Consider the following 18,732-nt stretch of genomic DNA (forward strand, 5'->3'; position numbering starts at 1 on the left):
CCGCCGCACCGGCTCCGGCACCCGCTGCTCCGGCCGCGCCCGCCCCGGCTCCCGCGGTCCCGGCCCAGCCCGCTGCTCCGGCGCCCGCGCCGGCCGCTCCGGCTCCGGTCACGCCGACGGCTCCGGTACCCGCCGCCGCTCAGCCGACCGACGAGGGCGCCTACGTCACCCCGCTGGTGCGCAAGCTCGCCGCCGAGAACGGCGTCGACCTGTCCACCGTCAAGGGCACCGGCGTCGGCGGCCGGATCCGCAAGCAGGACGTCCTGGCCGCCGCCGAGGCCGCGAAGGCCGCCGCCGCTGCTCCGGCTCCGGCCGCTGCCGCTGCTCCGGCCGCCAAGAAGGCGCCGGTCCTGGAGGTCTCCCCCCTCCGTGGCCAGACCGTCAAGATGCCGCGCATCCGCAAGGTCATCGGCGACAACATGGTCAAGGCGCTGCACGAGCAGGCCCAGCTGTCCTCGGTCGTCGAGGTCGACGTGACCCGTCTGATGCGGCTGCGCGCCCAGGCCAAGAACTCGTTCGCGGCACGCGAGGGCGTCAAGCTCTCCCCGATGCCGTTCTTCGTCAAGGCCGCCGCGCAGGCGCTGAAGGCCCACCCGGTCATCAACGCCAAGATCAACGAGGCCGAGGGGACCATCACCTACTTCGACACCGAGAACATCGGTATCGCGGTGGACTCCGAGAAGGGCCTGATGACCCCGGTCATCAAGAACGCCGGTGACCTCAACATCGCCGGCATCGCCAAGGCCACGGCCGACCTGGCGGGCAAGGTCCGCGGCAACAAGATCACGCCGGACGAGCTCGCGGGCGCGACCTTCACCATCTCCAACACCGGCTCGCGCGGTGCGCTGTTCGACACGATCATCGTTCCGCCGGGTCAGGTCGCGATCCTCGGCATCGGTGCCACGGTCAAGCGCCCAGCCGTCATCGAGACCGAGGAGGGCACGGTCATCGGCGTCCGCGACATGACGTACCTGACGCTCTCCTACGACCACCGCCTGGTGGACGGCGCCGACGCGGCCCGTTACCTGACGGCGGTCAAGGCGATCCTGGAGGCGGGCGAGTTCGAGGTCGAACTCGGCCTCTGATTTCTCCGACAGGACCTGACAGGTCGTACGGCGCCCCCGCCCGGAGCTTTCCGGGCGGGGGCGCCGCGCGTTGCCGGGGCGTGTAAGTCTCGTCTCACCTGCGCGAAAGCGCCCCCGCGCGCCCCTCAGGGACGGTCCGGCGGCCTTATTGTCTAAACGTCAAACGCCCCGGGGTCTGGATTGCCCCTCCCTAAGGAGCCCTCATGACCACGCCCGTCGTCCACTCGCTGCGCGAACAGATCCGCGAGCACATCCTCGAGGGGATCATCAGCGGACGCTGGCAGCCGGGCGAGCGGATCGTGGAGCGGCGCATCGCCACCGAACTGGAGGTCAGCCAGACGCCGGTGCGAGAGGCGCTGCGCGAGCTGGAGTCGCTGCGGCTGATCGAGTCGGCGCCGAACAAGGGCGTACGGGTGCGGAACCTGACGGCGGCCGACCTGGAGGAGAGCTACCCGGTCCGGGCCGGCCTGGAGGCGATCGCGGCGGAGCTGGCCGCGGAGCGGCTGTCCCAGGACTGCTCGGCCCTGCAGCCGCATGTCGCCGCCCTGTACGAGGCCGACCGCAAGTCCGACGGCACGGCCCAGGTACGGCACACGGTCGCCTTCCACCGCGAGCTGGTCCGGGCGGCCGGCAACTCGGTGCTGCTGCACACCTGGGAGGGCCTCGGCATCGAGGTCTTCACGACGCTTTCCATCCGCTGGCTGGGCACGGTCCAGCAGTCCTACGCCGAGGAGCACGAGGAGTTGGTCGAGGCGTTCCGGCGGCGCGATCCGGACATCGGCCGCCTGGTGAAGGAACACGTGCTGGGCTGCGCGCCGCGCGCCGCCGACGATCACGCCTGATTTCCGGATTCGCTCATGCCGTAAGCGGGCACTCGGATCCTCCCCCCGTCGGCCGATGGTGGAGGCCGCGCGTGATCTGGCCACAGCTGTCCTCCGTGCTCACCAGGTCCGTGCTGCCCGCGTCCGTGGTGCCCTCGACGACGGCCGCCGTCGCCTCGACGGTCCGGGCCGTCGCGCAGGGGCTGACCGGCGTACCGGCGGCGCTGCCGGTGGTCGGGCCGATGCTGCGGCCCGGCGGGCCCCGGCTCTGGCGAACCCCCGGAGGCGTGCAGATCGAGGTACGGCGCCTGGGACGGGCCGGGACGGCATCCGCGGCACGTGAGCTGGAGGCCGCGCTGCGCCGGGTGACGGGGGTGAGCCGGGCCGAGGTGAACGGCACGCTGGGCTGCGTGTACGTGGGCTGCGGGCCGGAGACCGATCCGGAGACCCTGGTCGACGTCGTCGCCGCCGCGGACGCGGCCGCCGAGGAGGAGGCGCTCCGTGCCGGGCGCGCCGGGGGCGTGGATGCGGGGCGGTCGCCGGTGGGCTACCCCGGGGCGGTGGGGGCGCGGATCGGCTCGGCCGTACGGCTCGGAGCGGGCCTGGTGGCGGTGGGCGTGGCGTCGGTGGGGAACGCCGTCGGGCTGCGGGGCCTGCCGCCGGTGGTGATCTCGGCGCTCCAGCTCGTGGAGTCGATGCCGCCGCTGCGTGAGGGCCTGGCCCGCCGGATCGGCGAGCCGGCCGCGGAGCGGAGTTTCGCCGCGGCGAACCTGGTGGTGACGACGCTGACGTACCGGCCGCTGGGCGCGATGGTGGCCGCCGTACTGGCCGCTGCCCGGTACACGGAGGTGCAGGCCCGCCGCGCGGCGTGGGGGAACTGGGCGCGCAGGCTGGCCGTGCACGAGGGCACCTACCGCCACCACGCCGTCCCGGGCTACGAGCGGCCCGCACCGCTGCCCCCGGGCCCTGGTGAGCGGTACGCGAACGTGGCGGCGCCGGCCTCCCTCGCGGCGTACGGGCTCACCACGCTCGGCAGGCTCGGTCACGACCGCGCGCTGGCGCTGCTGATCGCGGGGACGCCGAGGGGCCCGCGGTTCGGCCGGGAGGCGTTCGCGTCCTCGGTGGGCCGGGCCGTCTCCGACCGCGGGGCCCTGGTGCTGCGGCCGGAGCCGCTGCGCCGGCTGGACCGCATCGACACGGTGGTCCTCGACGCCCGGGTACTGGCCGACGGCGCCTGGACGGTGGAGAACGTCCTGCGCCTGCCCCCACCCGGCCCCCTGAGGCCGGGCCCGCCGGACCCCGGGGGACACACCGACGGCACCCCGCAGACCGGCGATCCCGAGGGCGACGGGCCGGGAGACGACGAGATTCACGCACGTATCCACGAGCTGATCGCGCCCGACGGCCCGCCGCCCAGGTGGCGGGCCCGGCACGGTGGAGTGCCGTTGCCTGCACGGCAGTTGGGGGGGTGGGAGCTGCGGCCGTGGACGGGAGCGGCCATCGCTGCGGGCGGTACCGGCGCACCCGCGGCGACGGCCGCGCAGGCTCGGCAGTGGGCCGAGGAGGGGGCGCAGGTGATGCTCGTGCTGCGGGCGGGCACGCCGGTGGCCGTGGCCGCCCTGGTGCCCCAACTGCACCCGCTCGCCCACCACTTGGTGCACGCGGCGCGGGAGTGCGGGCAGGTGCGGCTGGTGGGCGGCCCGCCCGGTCTGCACCGCCGGTTCGGGCTCGCTCAGGCCGCGCCCACCGGGCACCGGCGTACGGCCGCCCTGGTGCGCTCCCTCCAGGCCGACGGGCACGGTGTCGCGGTGGTCTCGGCACGGACCCGGCGCGCGCTCGTCCGCGCGGACCTGGGCATCGGGGTGATCACCGTCACCCGGCACGTGCCGTGGGACGCCGATGTCGCCGCCCCGCCCGATGTCGTCCACCTGCTGCTGACGACCCTGCCGGAGGCTCGGCGGATCAGCCGGCTGTGCACCCGGCTGGAGGTCGTCGGCGCCGCGGCGGGCTCGGGCCTCGCCCTCCTGGTGCCCCGCCCACGGGCCTGGGTGCGGGCCCGCCTGGTGACCGACGGGGTGACCATCGCGGGGATCGCGGCGGGCTTCTGGGCAGGCTGGCAACTGCACGGCCGTCCCGCCCCGGCCGCCGCCGAGCGCACGCCCTGGCACGCCATGACGGTACGTCAGGTGATGGCCCGTCTGGGCACCTCCTCCCGTGGGCTGGACGAGGCCGAGGCCGCCCGGCGAAGGCAGTTCGAGGGCCATGACCGGCACGACGGCGCCGTCACCCTGATCGGCCGGATCGCGGAGGAACTGGCCAATCCGCTCACGCCCGTTCTGGCCATCGGCGGCGGCATCTCGGCGGCGCTCGGCTCGGTGCTGGACTCCCTGCTGATCGGCGGGGTGCTCGGCGTGGACGCACTGGTCGGCGGGGTGCAGCGGCAGCAGGCCGACGAGGCGGCGGAACGGCTGGTCGAGGCGACCTCGGCGCGGGTGCGGGTGCGGCGACCCGGCCTGGCCGAGACGGTGGAGGCGGCCGGTGAGCATCTGGTGCGCGGCGACGTGATCGAGCTGCGGGCCGGGGACGCGGTGCCGGCGGACTGCCGGGTGGTGCGGGCGACGGGTCTGGAGGTGGACGAGTCCAGTCTCACCGGTGAGTCGCTGCCGGTCGTGAAGAGCGCCGCGCCGACCGCGGCCCGGACGGTCGCGGACCGGACGTCGATGCTCTACGAGGGGACGACGGTGGCGGCCGGCCAGGCCCTCGCCGTGGTCGTCGCCACCGGGACGGCCACCGAGGCGGGCAGTGCGGCGGAGGCGGGCCCCGAGGGCGGGCCGCCGGAGAGCGGTGTGGAGCGGCGGCTGAAGGCGCTGGGCCGGTGGTTCCTGCCGCTGTCCATCGCCGCCGGGGTCGTCCTGTTCGCCGTCGAACTGCTGCGCAGGCGACCCGCGGGCGCCGCCCTGGGCTCCGCGGTCAGCCTGTGTGTCGCGGCCGTACCGGAGGGACTGCCCTTCGTCGCCACGGTCGCGGAGCTGGCCGCGGCGCGCCGGCTGTCCACCCGCGACACCCTCGTCCGCAGCGCCTCCACCATCGAGGCGCTGGGCCGCACCGACGTCCTGTGCTTCGACAAGACCGGCACGCTCACCGAGGGCCGGATCAGCCTCCAGCAGGTCTCCGACGCCCTGGAACGCCGTCCGCCCGGCCGGCTCACCCCAGCGCTGCGCCGGATCGTCGCCACGGCGGCCCTGGCGGGTCCGCGGGGCCCGGCCGCCACGCTCGCCCACCCCACCGACCGTGCCATCGCGGCGGGGGCCGAGCTGCTCGGCGCCGCCCCGGAGCGGGCGGCCGGGCTCGGCTCGGACAGCTGGGAGCAGCTGGTGGAGCTGCCGTTCGAGCCGGGGCGCGGCTTCCACGCCGTGCTGGGGCGGACCGACTCCGAGGCGCGGCTCGCCGTCAAGGGCGCACCCGAGGTGGTACTGGCCCGCTGTGACCGTATCCGCCGGGGTGCCACCGAGCCGTTCGGGGACCGGCTGCGGGGGGAGGTCGAGGCGGAGATCGACCGGCTGGCCCGGCGCGGTCTGCGGGTCCTCGCGGTCGCCGAGCACGTCCTGCCGGCGGGCGGGCCGCCGGAAGGTCCCGCCGAACTCGCTGACGAGGACGTCGACGGGCTGTGTCTGCTGGGCCTGCTGGGCCTGGCGGACCCGGTGCGGGCCACGGCCGCTCAGAGCGTGGACCGGCTGTCCCGGGCCGGGGTGCGCATCGTCATGCTCACCGGCGACCACCCCAGCACCGCCGCCGCGATCGCCCGGGAGCTGCGGCCCGAGGAGGAGCCCCGGCTGATGACCGGGGCGGAGCTGGACGCACTGGACGACGCGGCGCTGGCCAAGACGCTGCCCGAGATCACGGTGTTCGCCCGGGTCACTCCGGCCCACAAGGTCCGTATCGTCACCGCGCTGCGCTCGGCCGGCCGGATCGTCGCCGTCACCGGCGACGGCGCCAACGACGCGCCCGCCATCCGGATCGCCGACGTCGGTATCGCCCTCGGTTCACGGGCCACCCCGGCCGCCCGCGCCGCCGCCGATGTCGTCGTCACCGACGACCGTATCGAGACGATCGTCGACGCCTTCGTCGAGGGCCGGGCCATGTGGGCCTCGGTGCGCAAGGCGCTGGGCATCCTGCTCGGCGGCAACCTGGGCGAGATCGTCTTCACCCTGGCGACCACGCTGCTCACCGGGCGCAGCGCGCTGAACGCACGCCAGCTCCTCCTGGTGAACCTGCTCACCGACATGCTGCCCGCCATGGCGATCGCCGCCCGGCCGCCCGCCGACCACGCCGGCCGGCTGCTCGCGGAGGGGCCGGAGGCCTCGCTCGGCAGAGCACTTACCCGCCACATCCGGCTGCGCGCCGTCCTCACCACGGCGGCGGCCACCGTCGCCTGGGTGCTCGCCCGGGCGACCGGCACCCGGGGGCACGCCGACACGGTCGCCCTGGTCGCCCTGGTGACGTCCCAGTTGCTCCAGACGCTGGCGGACGCGGGCCGCGATCCGGTGGTCGCGTCGGCCGTGGCGGGGTCCCTGGTGGTGCTGGGTGTGGTGGTGAGCGTGCCCGGGCTCAGCCACTTCTTCGGCAGCCGGCCGCTGGGCCCCGTGGGCTGGACGATCGCGCTGGCCTCGGCGGCGGGGTCGGTTGTCGTGCCGGCCGCGGCACAGGGCATCGCCGGGATGCAAGGCAGATTTCACCTGAAGGACACCATCGCGCAGCCTCGCGGATGACATCGGCCCGGACAAAGGAGCCGTACCCCGCACACTGCACACGAAAGGCGGCTCACCATGCCGCACATCCTCACCACGATCGTCACCCAGGTGGCCGTCGCCCTGATCGAGGCCGCCCTGGTGCGCCTGTTCATGCAGCTCTGGAAGTCGTTCGGCGCCACCGCACGCCCGGCCGCCACATACGCCTGACCGGACGACGAAGTCCCCTGAGCGCGTTGGCCGTTCAGGGGACCGCCTGCCCCGGCCGGAGCCTGGGTCAGCCGCCCAAGTTAGCCACCCACACCTCATCTGAGCAGGGAAAACGCGGCACCGCGTGCCTGTCGCAAAGGCACCGCGTGCCGACTTTCTCGCGATCAAGAGGTTTTCGCCCTCAACCCTTTGATCGATCATCGATCAGGGAGTTACAGTCGCCGACGGGCTTCCACCAGAGCCCACGCCCTGTCCTGCCAAAGACCAAGGGCACCCCCGAACCCTTACCGATGAGGGAACCCCCTTCGACTGAGGAAGGCGGCGACATGACCGACCCCAACGCCATCCAGCCGAGCGAGCTCGACCAGCTCCCGGACCGCGACCCGGAGGAGACCGCCGAATGGCAGGCCTCCCTGGACGCTGTCGCCAAGGCGGCCGGGCCGCACCGTGCCGCGTATCTGATGCGCCGCACGCTGGAGCGCGCCGAGGGCGCCGGCATCGCGCTGCCCAAGCTGCTCGAGACCGACTACGTCAACACCATCCCCACCGCCGCCGAGCCGTCCGTGCCCGGTGACGAGGAGATGGAGGCCCGGATCACCGCCTGGAACCGCTGGAACGCGGCCGCCATGGTGACCCGCGGCTCGAAATACGGCGTCGGCGGCCACATCGCCACCTTCGCCTCCGCGGCCTGGCTGTACGAGACCGGCTTCAACCACTTCTTCAAGGGCAAGGAGGCCGACGGGTCCGGCGACCAGCTCTACATCCAGGGCCACGCCTCCCCCGGCATCTACGCCCGCGCCTTCCTCGACGGCCGGCTCAGCGAGCACCACCTCGACAACTTCCGCCGCGAGTCCGGCGGCAACGGCCTCCCGTCGTACCCGCACCCGCGCCGCCTGCCCTGGCTGTGGGAGTTCCCGACGGTGTCGATGGGCCTCGGCCCGCTCTCCGCGATCTACCAGGCGCGGTTCAACCGCTACCTCACCAACCGCGGCATCAAGGACGTCTCCGCCTCCCACGTCTGGGCCTTCCTCGGCGACGGCGAGATGGACGAGCCGGAGTCGACGGCGGCCCTCGCGCTGGCCGCCCGTGAGGAGCTGGACAACCTCACCTTCGTCATCAACTGCAACCTGCAGCGCCTCGACGGCCCGGTCCGCGCCAACTTCAAGATCGTGCAGGAGCTGGAGGCCCAGTTCCGCGGCGCCGGCTGGAACGTCGTCAAGACGCTGTGGGGCTCCGCCTGGGACGAGCTGTTCCAGCTCGACACCACGGGCGCGCTCGTACGCCGCCTGCGCCAGGTACCCGACGCCCAGGTGCAGACGTACCAGACGCGCGACGCCGCCTACATCCGCCAGGACTTCTTCGGCGCCGACCCGGCGCTGGCCGAGATGGCGAAGCTGATCGGCGACGACAAGATCCTCGACTGCTTCCACTTCTCCCGTGGTGGTCACGAGCCGCGCAAGGTGTACGCCGCGTACAAGGCCGCCGTCGAGCACAAGGGCGCGCCGACCGTGATCCTGGCCCAGACGGTCAAGGGCCACACCCTCGGTACGGGCTTCGCGTCGAAGAACGCCAACCACCAGATGAAGAAGCTGTCGGTGGACGAGTTCAAGGCGATGCGGGACCTGCTGGGCCTGCCCATCGCCGACAGCGCGTTCGCCGACGGTGTCGTGCCCTACGCCCACCCCGGTGCCGACTCCCCCGAGGTGCGCTACCTCCAGGAGCGCCGCGCCGCCCTCGGCGGTCCGGCCCCGGCCCGCCGCGTCCACCCGGTCGCGCCGCTGCCCGCCCCGGCCGAGAAGGCCTTCGCCTCCTTCGACAAGGGCTCCGGCTCGCAGAACCTGGCGACCACGATGGCTTTCGTCCGCCTGGTCAAGGACCTGGTCCGCGACAAGGAGACGGGCAAGCGCTGGGTGCCGATCGTCCCCGACGAGGCGCGCACCTTCGGCATGGAGAGCCTGTTCCCCTCCCTCGGCATCTACTCGCCCAAGGGCCAGACGTACGAGCCGGTCGACCGCGACCAGCTGATGTACTACAAGGAGGCCAAGAACGGCCAGATCCTCAACGAGGGGATCACCGAGGCCGGTTCGATGGCCGACTTCATCGCCGCGTCCACGTCGTACGCGACGCACGGCGAGGCGATGATCCCGTTCTACATCTTCTACTCGATGTTCGGCTGGCAGCGCACGGCCGACCAGATGTGGCAGCTCGGCGACCAGCTCGGCCGCGGCTTCCTCGTCGGCGCCACGGCCGGTCGTACGACGCTGACCGGTGAGGGCCTGCAGCACGCCGACGGCCACTCCCCCGTCATCGCCGCGACCAACCCGGCCGCGCTGACGTACGACCCGGCGTTCGCCTACGAGATCGCGACGATCGTGAAGGACGGTCTGCGCCGCATGTACGGCGAGGCCGCGCCCGGCGAGGACCCGGACGTCTTCTACTACCTGACGGTCTACAACGAGCCGCTGCCGCAGCCCGCGAAGCCGTCGGGCCTCGGCATCGACGAGGGCATCGTCAAGGGCCTGTACCGCTTCAACACGGCGGAGTCGGCGGGGCTGTCCCCGGCGGCGAACGCCCCGCGGATCCAGCTGCTGGGCTCCGGCACGGCGATCCACTGGGCGCTCAGGGCGCAGCAGCTGCTCGCCGAGGAGTGGGGCGTGGCCGCCGACGTGTGGTCCGCGACCTCGTGGAGCGAGCTGCGCCGGGACGCGCTGGAGGCCGACGAGGCACTGCTGCGCGGCGAGGAGCGGGTACCGTACGTCCGTCAGGCGCTGCAGGGCGCCGAAGGGCCGGTGCTGGCTGTCTCCGACTACATGCGCCAGGTCCCGGACCAGATCGCGCAGTGGGTCGAGCAGGACTACTCCTCGCTGGGCGCCGACGGCTTCGGTCTGTCGGACACCCGTGAGGCCGCCCGCCGTCACTTCGGCGTCGACGCCGAGTCGATCGTCGTCGCGTCCCTGGCCCAGCTCGCGAAGCGGGGCGAGGTCAAGGCGACAGCGGTGAAGGAGGCGCGGGAGCGGTACGGCCTGTAGGTCCGGAGGGGGTTTTCGCCCCCGCCGCCCCTACCCGTCCCGTCCTCTGGGGCTCCGCGCCCCAGACCCCACTCCTCGAGCGCCGGAGGGGCTGAGTGGTTCAGCCCCTCCGGCGTTTGCGCGCGAGGCGCTGCAGGGCGCGAACGCCCCGGACGCCGGCTGGTGGGCGGCGCCGGCCCTCCCCGGGGAGCCCGAGGAGGTCACCCACACGCGGCTCGCGGAGCTCTGCCGCCGATAACAATCCGCCGCACTCCACGTGCGTCCCATCCGTCCAGGCCCGATGCTGGACCCGTGATGGACGAGACGGAGTTCTGGGAGCTCGTGGACACCACCCGCGAGGCCGCCGAGGGCGACCCCGAGGAACAGGCCGACCTGCTCGTCGACCGGCTCTCGCAGATGGACCCCGAGGCGGTGCTCGACTTCGCCCGTCACTTCGAGGCCCGCTACAACCGCTCCTACCGCTGGGACCTGTGGGGCGCCGCCTGGGTGCTGCTCGACGGGGCCAGCGACGACGCCTTCGACTTCTTCCGGTGCTGGCTGATCGGCCAGGGCCGCGAGGTGTTCGAGGGCGCCCTGCACGACCCGGACTCGCTCGCCGACCTGCTGGACGACTTCGACGAGGAGATCGACGGCGACGGCGAGGAGCTCGGCTACGCGGCCGACGAGGCCTACGAGCAGCTCACCGGCACCGTCGCCCCCGATCTCGGCATCCCGCCCGCCGCCGCGGAACCGGAGGGCACGCCGATCGACCTCGAGGACGACCGGGTGCTGGCCGAGCGGTATCCGCGGCTGTGGGACCGCTTCAAGGAGTGACGCCCGCTCAGGCGGCCCTGCACCGGCTCGGGTCCGACGGGATGTACGCCTGCGAGGCACCCCGCAAGCGGGGGCGAGCCCCTTCGACCAGGCCCACGCGGCCCCGCCGACTGCCGCTGTGGCCTCCCTGTGGCCTCATGTCCTGCCCTGGAGCCGGGCGGCGCGTTCCCTGATCTCCGGCAGCCGCGCGGTCAGGGCCGCGCCCGGGCAGCTGGTCTGGAAGCCGTCGGTGTGGCCGGCCAGCGCCGGCAGTCTGGCGGAAGTACCGGCGGTGAAGCGGCTCTTGCTGTTGCTGGAGACCAGGCGGACCCGGGTACGCGGGTCGGTGTCCGACAGGCCCAGCTTCCAGGCGGCCAGCGCCGCTATCGCGTCGGTCATCGCCTTCGGCGTCTCGACACCCGCGGTGAAGGTGCCTATGGCGGCGATGCCGGCGGTGCGGTGGTTGAAGCCCTGGGTGTGGGCGCCGGTGACGGGACGGTCGACGCCGCCCGCACGGCCCTCGTAGATCGTGCCGCAGCGGTCGACGAGGAAGTTGTAGCCGATGTCGTCCCAGTGGCGGACGCCGGTCTGGCCCGTGTACAGGTGGCGGATGATGCGGGGGGCGTCGGCGCACTTGTAGCCGTTGGGCGAGTCGGTGTGGTGCACGAACACGGCGACGACCTTGTCGTCGTAGCGCGGCGGTGGCTGCCGGCCGGGGGTCTCGCCCAGCTTCAGCCATACCGACCTCGGAACGACCCGCGGCTTGGGCGCGGTGTACGGGGCGGCGTGGCGGGCCGCGAGCGAACGGTCGGCCCGGGCGGCCGTCCCGGAGCGGTCCACGCCGTGCGCGCACAGCGCCAGAACGGCCACCGCGGTGAGCCCGGGCAGGCAGCCCAGCAGCCCCACCGCGGTGCCGGGTTCGCGCACGGCACGTCGTCGAGCACCTCGCCCTCGCCAAGGGCCATGAGGAAACACGCACATGACCCCACTGTCGGCCGGATGCGGTCCGCCCGCGATGTGTGGTGTGCCACCCGGTGGAACCGTCGTCCGGGTCCGCGGCGTTTTCCGAGGTACATGCACGCGTGGCCGGTTTCCGACCGACACGCGCGCGTGGCTGATCACTGGGCTCTTCTCGCGCGTACTAAGACGTGCCGGGCGCGTACCGACGCGTACCGACGGGTCCTAGAGAAAGGCGGCTCCGTGGACCTGCTCGACATCCTGCTGGTGCTGGTGATCCTGGTCTACGCCGGTTCCGGGTACCGGCGCGGACTGGTGGCCGGCTGTGTCTCGCTCGCCGGGTTCGTGGGCGGTGCGGTCATCGGCGTGTGGATCCTGCCGTGGGTGATGGACCTGGCAACGCCGGGGACGACGGCGGCGACGGTGACCGCGGTGCTCACGGTGCTGGTCCCGGCGGCGGTGGGCCATGAGCTGGCCGGGCGGCTGGCGCTGAGGCTGCGGCGCGAGCTGGACCGGGGGCCGCTCAGGGTGGCCGACGGGATCGGCGGGGCCGCGGCCAACTCGGTGGCCGTGCTGATCGTGGCCTGGGTGGTGGCGAGTGTGCTGGCCGCGTCCTCGTCGCCGCTGCTGACCTCGGCGATACGGGACTCGCGGCTGCTCGGTGCGGTGCAGAACGCGATGCCGGACACCACGCCCGCGTGGTTCTCGCAGGCCACGTCGGCGCTCACCGAGGCGGGCTTCCCGCAGGTCTTCAACCCCTTCGAGAACGAGTCGACCGCCGAGGTGGCCAAGCCCTCCGGGGACAACGTCACGGCGCGCGCCACGAACGCCGCCAAGCTGAGCACGGTGAAGGTGGAGGGCGTCGCGGGCGGCCAGGGCCGCGAGGGCAGCGGGTTCGTGTACGCCGCGGAGCATGTGATGACCAACGCCCATGTGGTGGCGGGCATCGACGCCCCCACCGTGCGGGTCGGCGGGATCGGGCAGGCGTACGAGGCGCGGGTGGTGCTCTTCGCCCCCGACCGGGACGTGGCGGTGCTCCACGTGCCCGGTCTGCGCGCCCCCGTCCTGGACTTCGTCGACGACGCCGAGCGCGGCGAGGCGGCCGTGGTGGCCGGCTATCCGCAGGACGGCGGCCTGGACCTGCAGGCGGCCACGGTGGCGAACCGGGTGCGGGCGACCGGCCAGAACATCTACAACGACGAGAGCGTCACCCGCGAGATCTACTCGATCCGCTCCACGGTCCGCCCCGGCAACTCCGGCGGCCCGCTGCTGACCACCGACGGCCGGGTGTACGGCGTGGTCTTCGCGCGTTCCACCTCCGACGCGGAAACCGGCTACGTCCTGACGGCTGACGAGGTCACCGGCGACGCCGCGCGGGCGGCGGACGCGACGACACCGGTGGACACGGGCGAGCTGGTCACGTCGTAGGCGCTGCCGGTGCGAGCTGCAGCGAACGCCCCATCAGGACGTCGTCGACGTACGCGCCGTCGATGAAGAACTCCTCGGGCAGGACCCCCTCCACCACGAACCCCTCGGACTCGTACAGTTTGCGGGCCGGGGTGTTGTGGCCGAGGACGCGCAGGGTGATGCGGCGGGCTCCCTGGCGCCGTGCCTCGTCCTGCGCGGCACGCAGCAGCGCACGGGCGACCCCGGCGCCGCGCGCTTCCTCGGCGACGGCCAGGCCCTGGATCTGGCGGACGTGGGCGTTGCACTCCAGCGGGGTGGGAAGGCCCAGCCGGATGTAGCCGATCACCGCGTCGCCGCGTCCGGCGAGCTCGGCGACGAGATGGTCCAGTGGCCCGAACCGGTCGTTGAAGAAGGGCTCGTACGGCGGCCGGGGGCGGGGCTGGACGGCGTGCAGCGGAGACCAGGTGGCGCGGTCGAGCCGGGCCAGCGCCTCCTCGTCCTCGTACAGGGCATGACGTATGTGTATCTGCGGATCCGGCATGACGGTCAGCGTACGTCGCACGGGTGAGGCGCCCTCGGGGATTTCGGCGGTGCCGGCGGCATGATGGCCGTATGGAACGTTCCCGAATCGCGGTGGCCGGTGCGTCCGGTCTGATCGGCAGTGCCCTGGTGCGGTCCCTGACCGCGGACGGGCACGAGGTGGTGCGGCTGGTGCGCCGGGCGGCCCGGACGGCGGACGAGGCCTGCTGGGACCCCGAGGGCGGGTATGTGGACACGGCCGGGCTCGCGGGGTGCGACGCCGTGGTGAACCTGGCGGGCGCCGGGATCGGCGACCACCGGTGGACCGAGGCGTACAAGGCGCGGATCCGGGACAGCCGGGTGCTCGGTACGCGGGCGCTGGCCGAGGCCGTCGCCGCACTGCCGGCGCAGGAGCGACCGAAGGTGTTCGTCAACGGCAGTGCGATCGGCTACTACGGGGAGACCGGGGAGCGACCGGTCGACGAGAGCGCGCCCGCGGGGGCCGGATTCCTGCCCGAGCTGTGCGTTCGGTGGGAGGCGGCCGCGGCGCCCGCACAGGAGGCGGGCGTGCGCACGGTGTTCCCGCGGACCGGGCTGGTGGTGGCCCGCGGGGGCGGCGCCTGGGGGCGGCTGTTCCCGCTGTTCCGGGCCGGACTGGGCGGGCGGCTGGGCGACGGGCGGCAGTACTGGTCGTTCATCGCGCTGCACGACGAGGTCGCCGCGATCCGGCATCTCCTCGACCACGACGACCTGTCGGGACCGTTCAACCTGACGGCTCCGCAGCCGCTGACGAACCGTGAGATCACCGCGGCGATGGGCCGGGTGCTGCACCGGCCGACGCTCTTCGCGGTGCCCGCGCCGGTGCTGCGGGCCGTGCTGGGCGAGCTGGCCGGGGACGTGCTGGGCAGTCAACGGGTGTTGCCGATGCGGCTGTTGGAGTCTGGGTTCTCGTTCGCGTTCCCCGGAATCGAGGAGGCGATCCGGGCCGCGGAGTGACCGGCGCGACAGTCGGGTTCCGACCGTATGCGACCGCTGTGCGACCGTGCCCTGTCCATGCGCGACTGCCGACGGCCGATCACCGCCCTAACCTCGACCCGAACTCGGGTATCCCCGGCGCCGGTTGGGGGCATGAGGTCTCCACCGGCCGCGCAACCTCGAGGAGGGGCACGTGCTAGAGCCCGCATTTCAGGCGGACGTCGTCGTCGTGGGAGCCGGGGTCGCCGGACTCTCGGCTGCACATCGGCTGACCCGTGCAGGAGTCACCACCACGGTTCTGGAGGCCGCCCGTTGCGCGGGCGGCCGTATGGCGACCGAGAAGGTCGACGGTTTCCGGCTCGACCGCATCGGACAGCTCTTGTTCACGTCGTATCCCGAACTGCGCCTGACGCCGGGGCTCGACGCGCTCACCCTGCGGCTGTTCGCCCCGGGCGTCCTGCTGTACAGCGACGGCCGCCGGCAGCGGGCGGGCGCTCCGGCGGGCGGAGGGAGCGCAAGGGGCGCATTGCACGCCGTGCGCGCCCTGGCGAGCGCCCCCAGGGTGCCACCGCCGGCCCGGGCCCCTCGCGCGCTGCCGTCGGCCGCACCGCGCCCGGCCTCCGTGCCGCGGGGCGGCGGGCGCCCGCTGGGGGGCGCCGTGACCAGGCGCGCCTCGGGGCCGCGCTCGCCCGGATCGGGAGCATGCCCGTCGAACGGCTGCTCGCCCGCCCGGAGTCACCCGCCGCACAGGCCCTCGCGGAGCGCGACTGCCGCCCCACGACGCGGCTTTGTGCGCCCGCTGCTCGCCGCCCTGCTGTGCGACCCGGACCTGACCACCTCCAGCCGGTGCGCGGACCTCGCGCTGCGGGCGTTCGCCGGGGGGCGGATGGGCCTTCCGGAGGGCGGGGCCGAGGCGCTGCCCGAGCTGCTCGCGAGGGCGCTGCCGCCGGGCACGGTGCGCACCGGCGTGCAGGTCACCTCGGTCGCCACGACATCGGTGACCACGGCCGAGCACGGCGAGTTCCGCTGCCGGGCCGTCCTGCTGGCCACGGACGCGCGCACCGCCGCCGAACTGCTGCCCGGCCTGCGGGTGCCGGACTTCCATCCGGTGACGGTGGTGCACCACACGACCGACGATCCGCCTCAGACCGGGGCGTCGCTGCTGCTCGACGCCGACCGGGGCGGGCCGGTGGCGCACACGGCAGTGGTCAGCGCCGTGGACCCGACCCGGGCGCCGCAGGGCCGGGCGCTGATCTCGTCGACGGTGCTCGGCGTCCCGCCGGCCGACGTCGACACGGCCGTACGGATGCACCTGGCACGCCTCTACGGCACCTCCACGGCGCGCTGGGAGACCCTTGCCGTGCACCACACCGCCGAGGCCGTGCCCGCGATGCGGCCGCCGCACGATCTGCGGCGGCCGGTGCGGCTGATGACGGGCCTGTATGTGTGCGGCGACCACCGGGACACCAGCAGCGTCCAGGGTGCGCTGCACTCCGGGCGACGGGCGTCGGCGGCGATTCTGGCGGACCTGGGGGCGGGGTCGATGCAGGCGGCGGAGCCGGCGCCGACGCCTCGGGCGGCGTGAGCCCCGGTCCACGGTGGTGACCCCGCCCCGTGGGCTCAGCTCAGGGCTGCCACTTTGTCCCGGTACGTCCGTACCGGCGCTGCGTCCTTGTACGGCTCCAGCCGTCGCTCGAAGTCCCTGACGTACTCCACCGCCCGCACCGAGCGCATCTCCGCGGCCTGGCCCGCCGCCTCGGCGGCCAGCGCGCAGGCCTGGTCGAGTTCGCCGAGGCCGAGGCGGGCGGTGGCGAGGACGACCCGGCAGAAAAGGCGGCTGCGGGCGAAGCCGGGGGCGCGCAGCTGCAGGGAGCGCTCGGCATGCTGCGCGGCGGCGCGGAACTGCTGCAGGTCCCGGTGGCAGTGCCCGAACTCGTCGGCGAGCTGGGCCTCGTCGAAGAACCGCGCCCAGTGCGGCACCTCGTCCCCGGTCCGGGCGGCCTCCAGGGTGCGCTCGGCCCGGACGAGCGCGGCGGTACAGGCCCGGACCTCCCCCAGCACCCCGTGCCCGCGCGCCTCGGCGGCGTGCAGCAGAGCCTGGACGACGGGCGGGGCGGAACTGCCCACCCCCTGCTGCGCCACGCGTGCCAGCTGCACCGCCTCGCGCCCGTGGCCGAGGTACACGGCCTGCCGGCTCATGGTGGCCAGGACGTAACTGCCGTACGCCCGCTCCCCGGCCGCCTGCGCGAGCCGCAGCGCCTGCACGAAGTAGCGCTGGGCGAGGCCGTGCGCGGCAATGTCGTACGACGTCCAGCCGGCCAGCCGGGTGAGGTCGGCGGCGGCGGCGAACAGGTGACGGCCGGTCTGCTCGCCGTAGGTGCCGCGCAGCATCGGCTCGCACTCGTGCTCCAGGTAGCGCACGAGGGCCTGGCGGGCGTGGCCGCCGCCGTAGGCGTTGTCGAGGGTGCGGAACAGCTCGCCGACCGAGCGCAGCGCGGCGATGTCACCGGCGGTGACCCGATGGCCGGAGGCGCGTTCGGACTGGCCGCGCTGCCGGGGCACTGCAGGGCGGCCCTGCGGGGGCACCCGGGTGAGCAGCTCGCCGCGGGCCACCTTCTCGTCGGCCCGCCCGATCAGCCAGTCCCGGCTGGGCACGACGAGCCCGGCCGCGGTGAACGCGATCTTGCGCAGCTCGGCATGGCTGCCGGAGTCCTTGCGCCACAGTCCGCTGACGATGTCGACGGCCTCCTCGGGGCCGGCCGCGAACTCCAGGCCGGCGTAGACCGGGGCGCAGGCGTCCAGGCCCAGGTCCTGCGCGGTGAGCCGGCGCCCGAGCCGCCGAGTGAACACCTCGGCGATGAGGGCGGGGGTCGCCCCTCTGGGCTGCTGTCCGCGCAGCCAGCGGGTGACGGAGGTCTTGTCGTATCTCAGATCGAGGCCGTGTTCGAGGCCGAGCTGGTCCACACGACGGGCCAGACCTGCGTTGGAGAATCCCGCTTCTGCGATGAGCGCGGCGAGCTGGCGGTTGGGAGTGCGCTGCGCGGGTCGTTCCGTCATCTGCGGTGCGGTCTCCTGCCTTTCGGGCCTCGCAGAGGCCCTGCGGTGCCCGGATTGCCTGTGAGCAGCCCTTATGGCCTCGTGAACGGCGCGAATGTAGCGGAGAGTGAGCAGCCGATCGCACACTTCGACGTTCATTCATCCGATCGTGTGAGGATTGCCCGCGGGGCTGACGCGCTCGGAGCAGTCGTACAGTGGCGTAGGCGCGTTTCATGCCTTACGACCTTCTAGGGAGGCGCTTGCCGTGAGTGAGTTGCGGTTCGTCCGGATGGGATTCGGTGCGGACGCCGTCGAGTACCAGGAGGCGTGGGACGAACAGCGCCGGGTGCACGCGGCACGGTTCGCCGACGAGATCCCCGACACCGTGCTGCTGCTGGAGCACCCGCCGGTCTACACCGCGGGCCGGCGCACGGCGGACAACGAGCGCCCCCTGGACGGCACGCCGGTCATCGACGTGGACCGCGGCGGCAAGATCACCTGGCACGGTCCGGGCCAGCTGGTGGGCTACCCGATCCAGAAGCTGCCGCGCCCGGTGGACGTGGTGGCCCACGTACGGCGCCTGGAAGAGGCGCTGATCCGCACCTGCACGGAGTTCGGCCTGGAGACCACCCGGGTCGAGGGCCGCAGCGGAGTGTGGGTGCTGGGCGACCCGGTGGAGCAGCGCCCGGCCCTCGGCGGGCTCTCCCTCGACTTCGACCCCCGCCTGCAGGACGAGGAGTTCGACCCCCGCCTGAACGGCCCGGAGTACGCCCCCTCCAACGCGGGCCAGCGCCGCGAGGACCGCAAGATCGCGGCGATCGGCATCCGCGTCGCCAAGGGCGTCACGATGCACGGCTTCGCGCTGAACGTGAACCCGGACAACAAGTGGTTCGACAAGATCATCCCGTGCGGCATCCGGGACGCGGGAGTCGCCTCCCTCGCGAACGAACTGGGCCGCGACGTGACGATCGAGGAGGTGCTGCCGGTGGTGGAACGGCACCTGAGGGACGTACTGGAAAACGCAGACCTGAAGCCGCGCGAGATCGAACGGGCGTCGGCATAACGGCAGCGCCGCAGCTGCGGGCAGTCGTGCCGCTGGGGCGATGGGGGTCCCCCCGCTCGAGCGAAGCCGAGAGTGGGGGAGGGTGGGCGC

The 18,732-nt window shown here is 73.5% G+C and carries 12 protein-coding genes and 1 pseudogene; 10 read left to right on the forward strand and 3 right to left on the reverse strand.

Annotated elements, in window-relative coordinates; genetic code table 11:
* The 6 genes from sucB to StrepF001_RS39820 form a co-directional block, all read left to right on the forward strand.
* On the forward strand, window positions 1-1,085 hold a 1,085-nt coding region (sucB, locus tag StrepF001_RS39790; RefSeq protein WP_129802976.1), incomplete at its 5' end, for a 2-oxoglutarate dehydrogenase, E2 component, dihydrolipoamide succinyltransferase.
* 203 nt (window positions 1,086-1,288) lie between these two features.
* Entirely contained in the window at window positions 1,289-1,927 is a 639-nt protein-coding gene (locus tag StrepF001_RS39795) for a GntR family transcriptional regulator (protein WP_129802977.1), read from the forward strand.
* A gap of 71 nt (window positions 1,928-1,998) precedes the next feature.
* Window positions 1,999-6,675 carry a cation-translocating P-type ATPase gene (locus StrepF001_RS46715; RefSeq protein WP_206307103.1) on the forward strand — a complete coding sequence of 1,559 codons (4,677 nt, stop codon included), beginning with the start codon at window positions 1,999-2,001 and terminating at the stop codon, window positions 6,673-6,675.
* Window positions 6,676-6,732: 57 nt separating this feature from the next.
* Window positions 6,733-6,864: a hypothetical protein gene (locus StrepF001_RS49860; protein WP_276322887.1), complete on the forward strand. Its 132-nt coding sequence runs from the start codon at window positions 6,733-6,735 to the stop codon at window positions 6,862-6,864.
* 326 nt (window positions 6,865-7,190) lie between these two features.
* Window positions 7,191-9,893 carry a pyruvate dehydrogenase (acetyl-transferring), homodimeric type gene (gene aceE / locus StrepF001_RS39815; protein WP_129802980.1) on the forward strand — a complete coding sequence of 901 codons (2,703 nt, stop codon included), beginning with the start codon at window positions 7,191-7,193 and terminating at the stop codon, window positions 9,891-9,893.
* 294 nt (window positions 9,894-10,187) lie between these two features.
* Window positions 10,188-10,706: a DUF4240 domain-containing protein gene (locus tag StrepF001_RS39820; RefSeq protein ID WP_129802986.1), complete on the forward strand. Its 519-nt coding sequence runs from the start codon at window positions 10,188-10,190 to the stop codon at window positions 10,704-10,706.
* A gap of 135 nt (window positions 10,707-10,841) precedes the next feature.
* Here the strand turns inward: StrepF001_RS39820 and StrepF001_RS39825 are convergent, their stop codons facing one another.
* A complete protein-coding gene (locus tag StrepF001_RS39825; RefSeq protein WP_240797912.1) occupies window positions 10,842-11,612 on the reverse strand; it encodes a peptidoglycan recognition protein in 771 nt (256 codons plus the stop codon).
* A gap of 273 nt (window positions 11,613-11,885) precedes the next feature.
* Here StrepF001_RS39825 and StrepF001_RS39830 point away from each other — a divergent pair, with 273 nt between their 5' ends.
* Entirely contained in the window at window positions 11,886-13,070 is a 1,185-nt protein-coding gene (locus StrepF001_RS39830) for a MarP family serine protease (RefSeq protein WP_129802982.1), read from the forward strand.
* On the opposite strand, the gene StrepF001_RS39835 is transcribed toward StrepF001_RS39830, so the two are convergent.
* Window positions 13,060-13,590, reverse strand: a complete 531-nt coding sequence (locus StrepF001_RS39835; protein WP_206307104.1) for a GNAT family N-acetyltransferase — start codon at window positions 13,588-13,590, stop codon at window positions 13,060-13,062. The two genes, StrepF001_RS39830 and StrepF001_RS39835, sit on opposite strands and share 11 nt — an antisense overlap.
* A gap of 71 nt (window positions 13,591-13,661) precedes the next feature.
* Here StrepF001_RS39835 and StrepF001_RS39840 point away from each other — a divergent pair, with 71 nt between their 5' ends.
* Complete coding sequence (locus tag StrepF001_RS39840) at window positions 13,662-14,564, forward strand: TIGR01777 family oxidoreductase (protein WP_129802983.1); 903 nt, start codon at window positions 13,662-13,664, stop codon at window positions 14,562-14,564.
* A 172-nt stretch (window positions 14,565-14,736) separates the two neighbouring features.
* Window positions 14,737-16,128: pseudogene (locus StrepF001_RS39845) on the forward strand (NAD(P)/FAD-dependent oxidoreductase).
* 35 nt (window positions 16,129-16,163) lie between these two features.
* On the opposite strand, the gene StrepF001_RS39850 reads toward StrepF001_RS39845, so the two are convergent.
* Entirely contained in the window at window positions 16,164-17,600 is a 1,437-nt protein-coding gene (locus StrepF001_RS39850; protein WP_129802984.1) for a regulator, read from the reverse strand.
* A 244-nt stretch (window positions 17,601-17,844) separates the two neighbouring features.
* Here StrepF001_RS39850 and lipB point away from each other — a divergent pair, with 244 nt between their 5' ends.
* Window positions 17,845-18,642, forward strand: coding sequence for a lipoyl(octanoyl) transferase LipB (lipB, locus tag StrepF001_RS39855; protein ID WP_129802985.1), 798 nt, complete (start codon window positions 17,845-17,847; stop codon window positions 18,640-18,642).
* Window positions 18,643-18,732 lie beyond the last annotated feature (90 nt).

Source organism: Streptomyces sp. F001 (genome assembly GCF_004187715.1).
GTDB classification, from domain to species: domain Bacteria; phylum Actinomycetota; class Actinomycetes; order Streptomycetales; family Streptomycetaceae; genus Streptomyces; species Streptomyces flavusporus.

Coding starts and splice junctions, on each gene's coding strand:
- StrepF001_RS39820 (WP_129802986.1), top strand. CDS start 10,188: ATGGACGAGACGGAGTTCTGGGAGCTCGTGGACACCACCCGCGAGGCC.
- StrepF001_RS49860 (WP_276322887.1), top strand. CDS start 6,733: ATGCCGCACATCCTCACCACGATCGTCACCCAGGTGGCCGTCGCCCTG.
- aceE (WP_129802980.1), top strand. CDS start 7,191: ATGACCGACCCCAACGCCATCCAGCCGAGCGAGCTCGACCAGCTCCCG.
- StrepF001_RS39850 (WP_129802984.1), bottom strand. CDS start 17,600: ATGACGGAACGACCCGCGCAGCGCACTCCCAACCGCCAGCTCGCCGCG.
- StrepF001_RS39840 (WP_129802983.1), top strand. CDS start 13,662: ATGGAACGTTCCCGAATCGCGGTGGCCGGTGCGTCCGGTCTGATCGGC.
- StrepF001_RS39835 (WP_206307104.1), bottom strand. CDS start 13,590: ATGCCGGATCCGCAGATACACATACGTCATGCCCTGTACGAGGACGAG.
- StrepF001_RS39795 (WP_129802977.1), top strand. CDS start 1,289: ATGACCACGCCCGTCGTCCACTCGCTGCGCGAACAGATCCGCGAGCAC.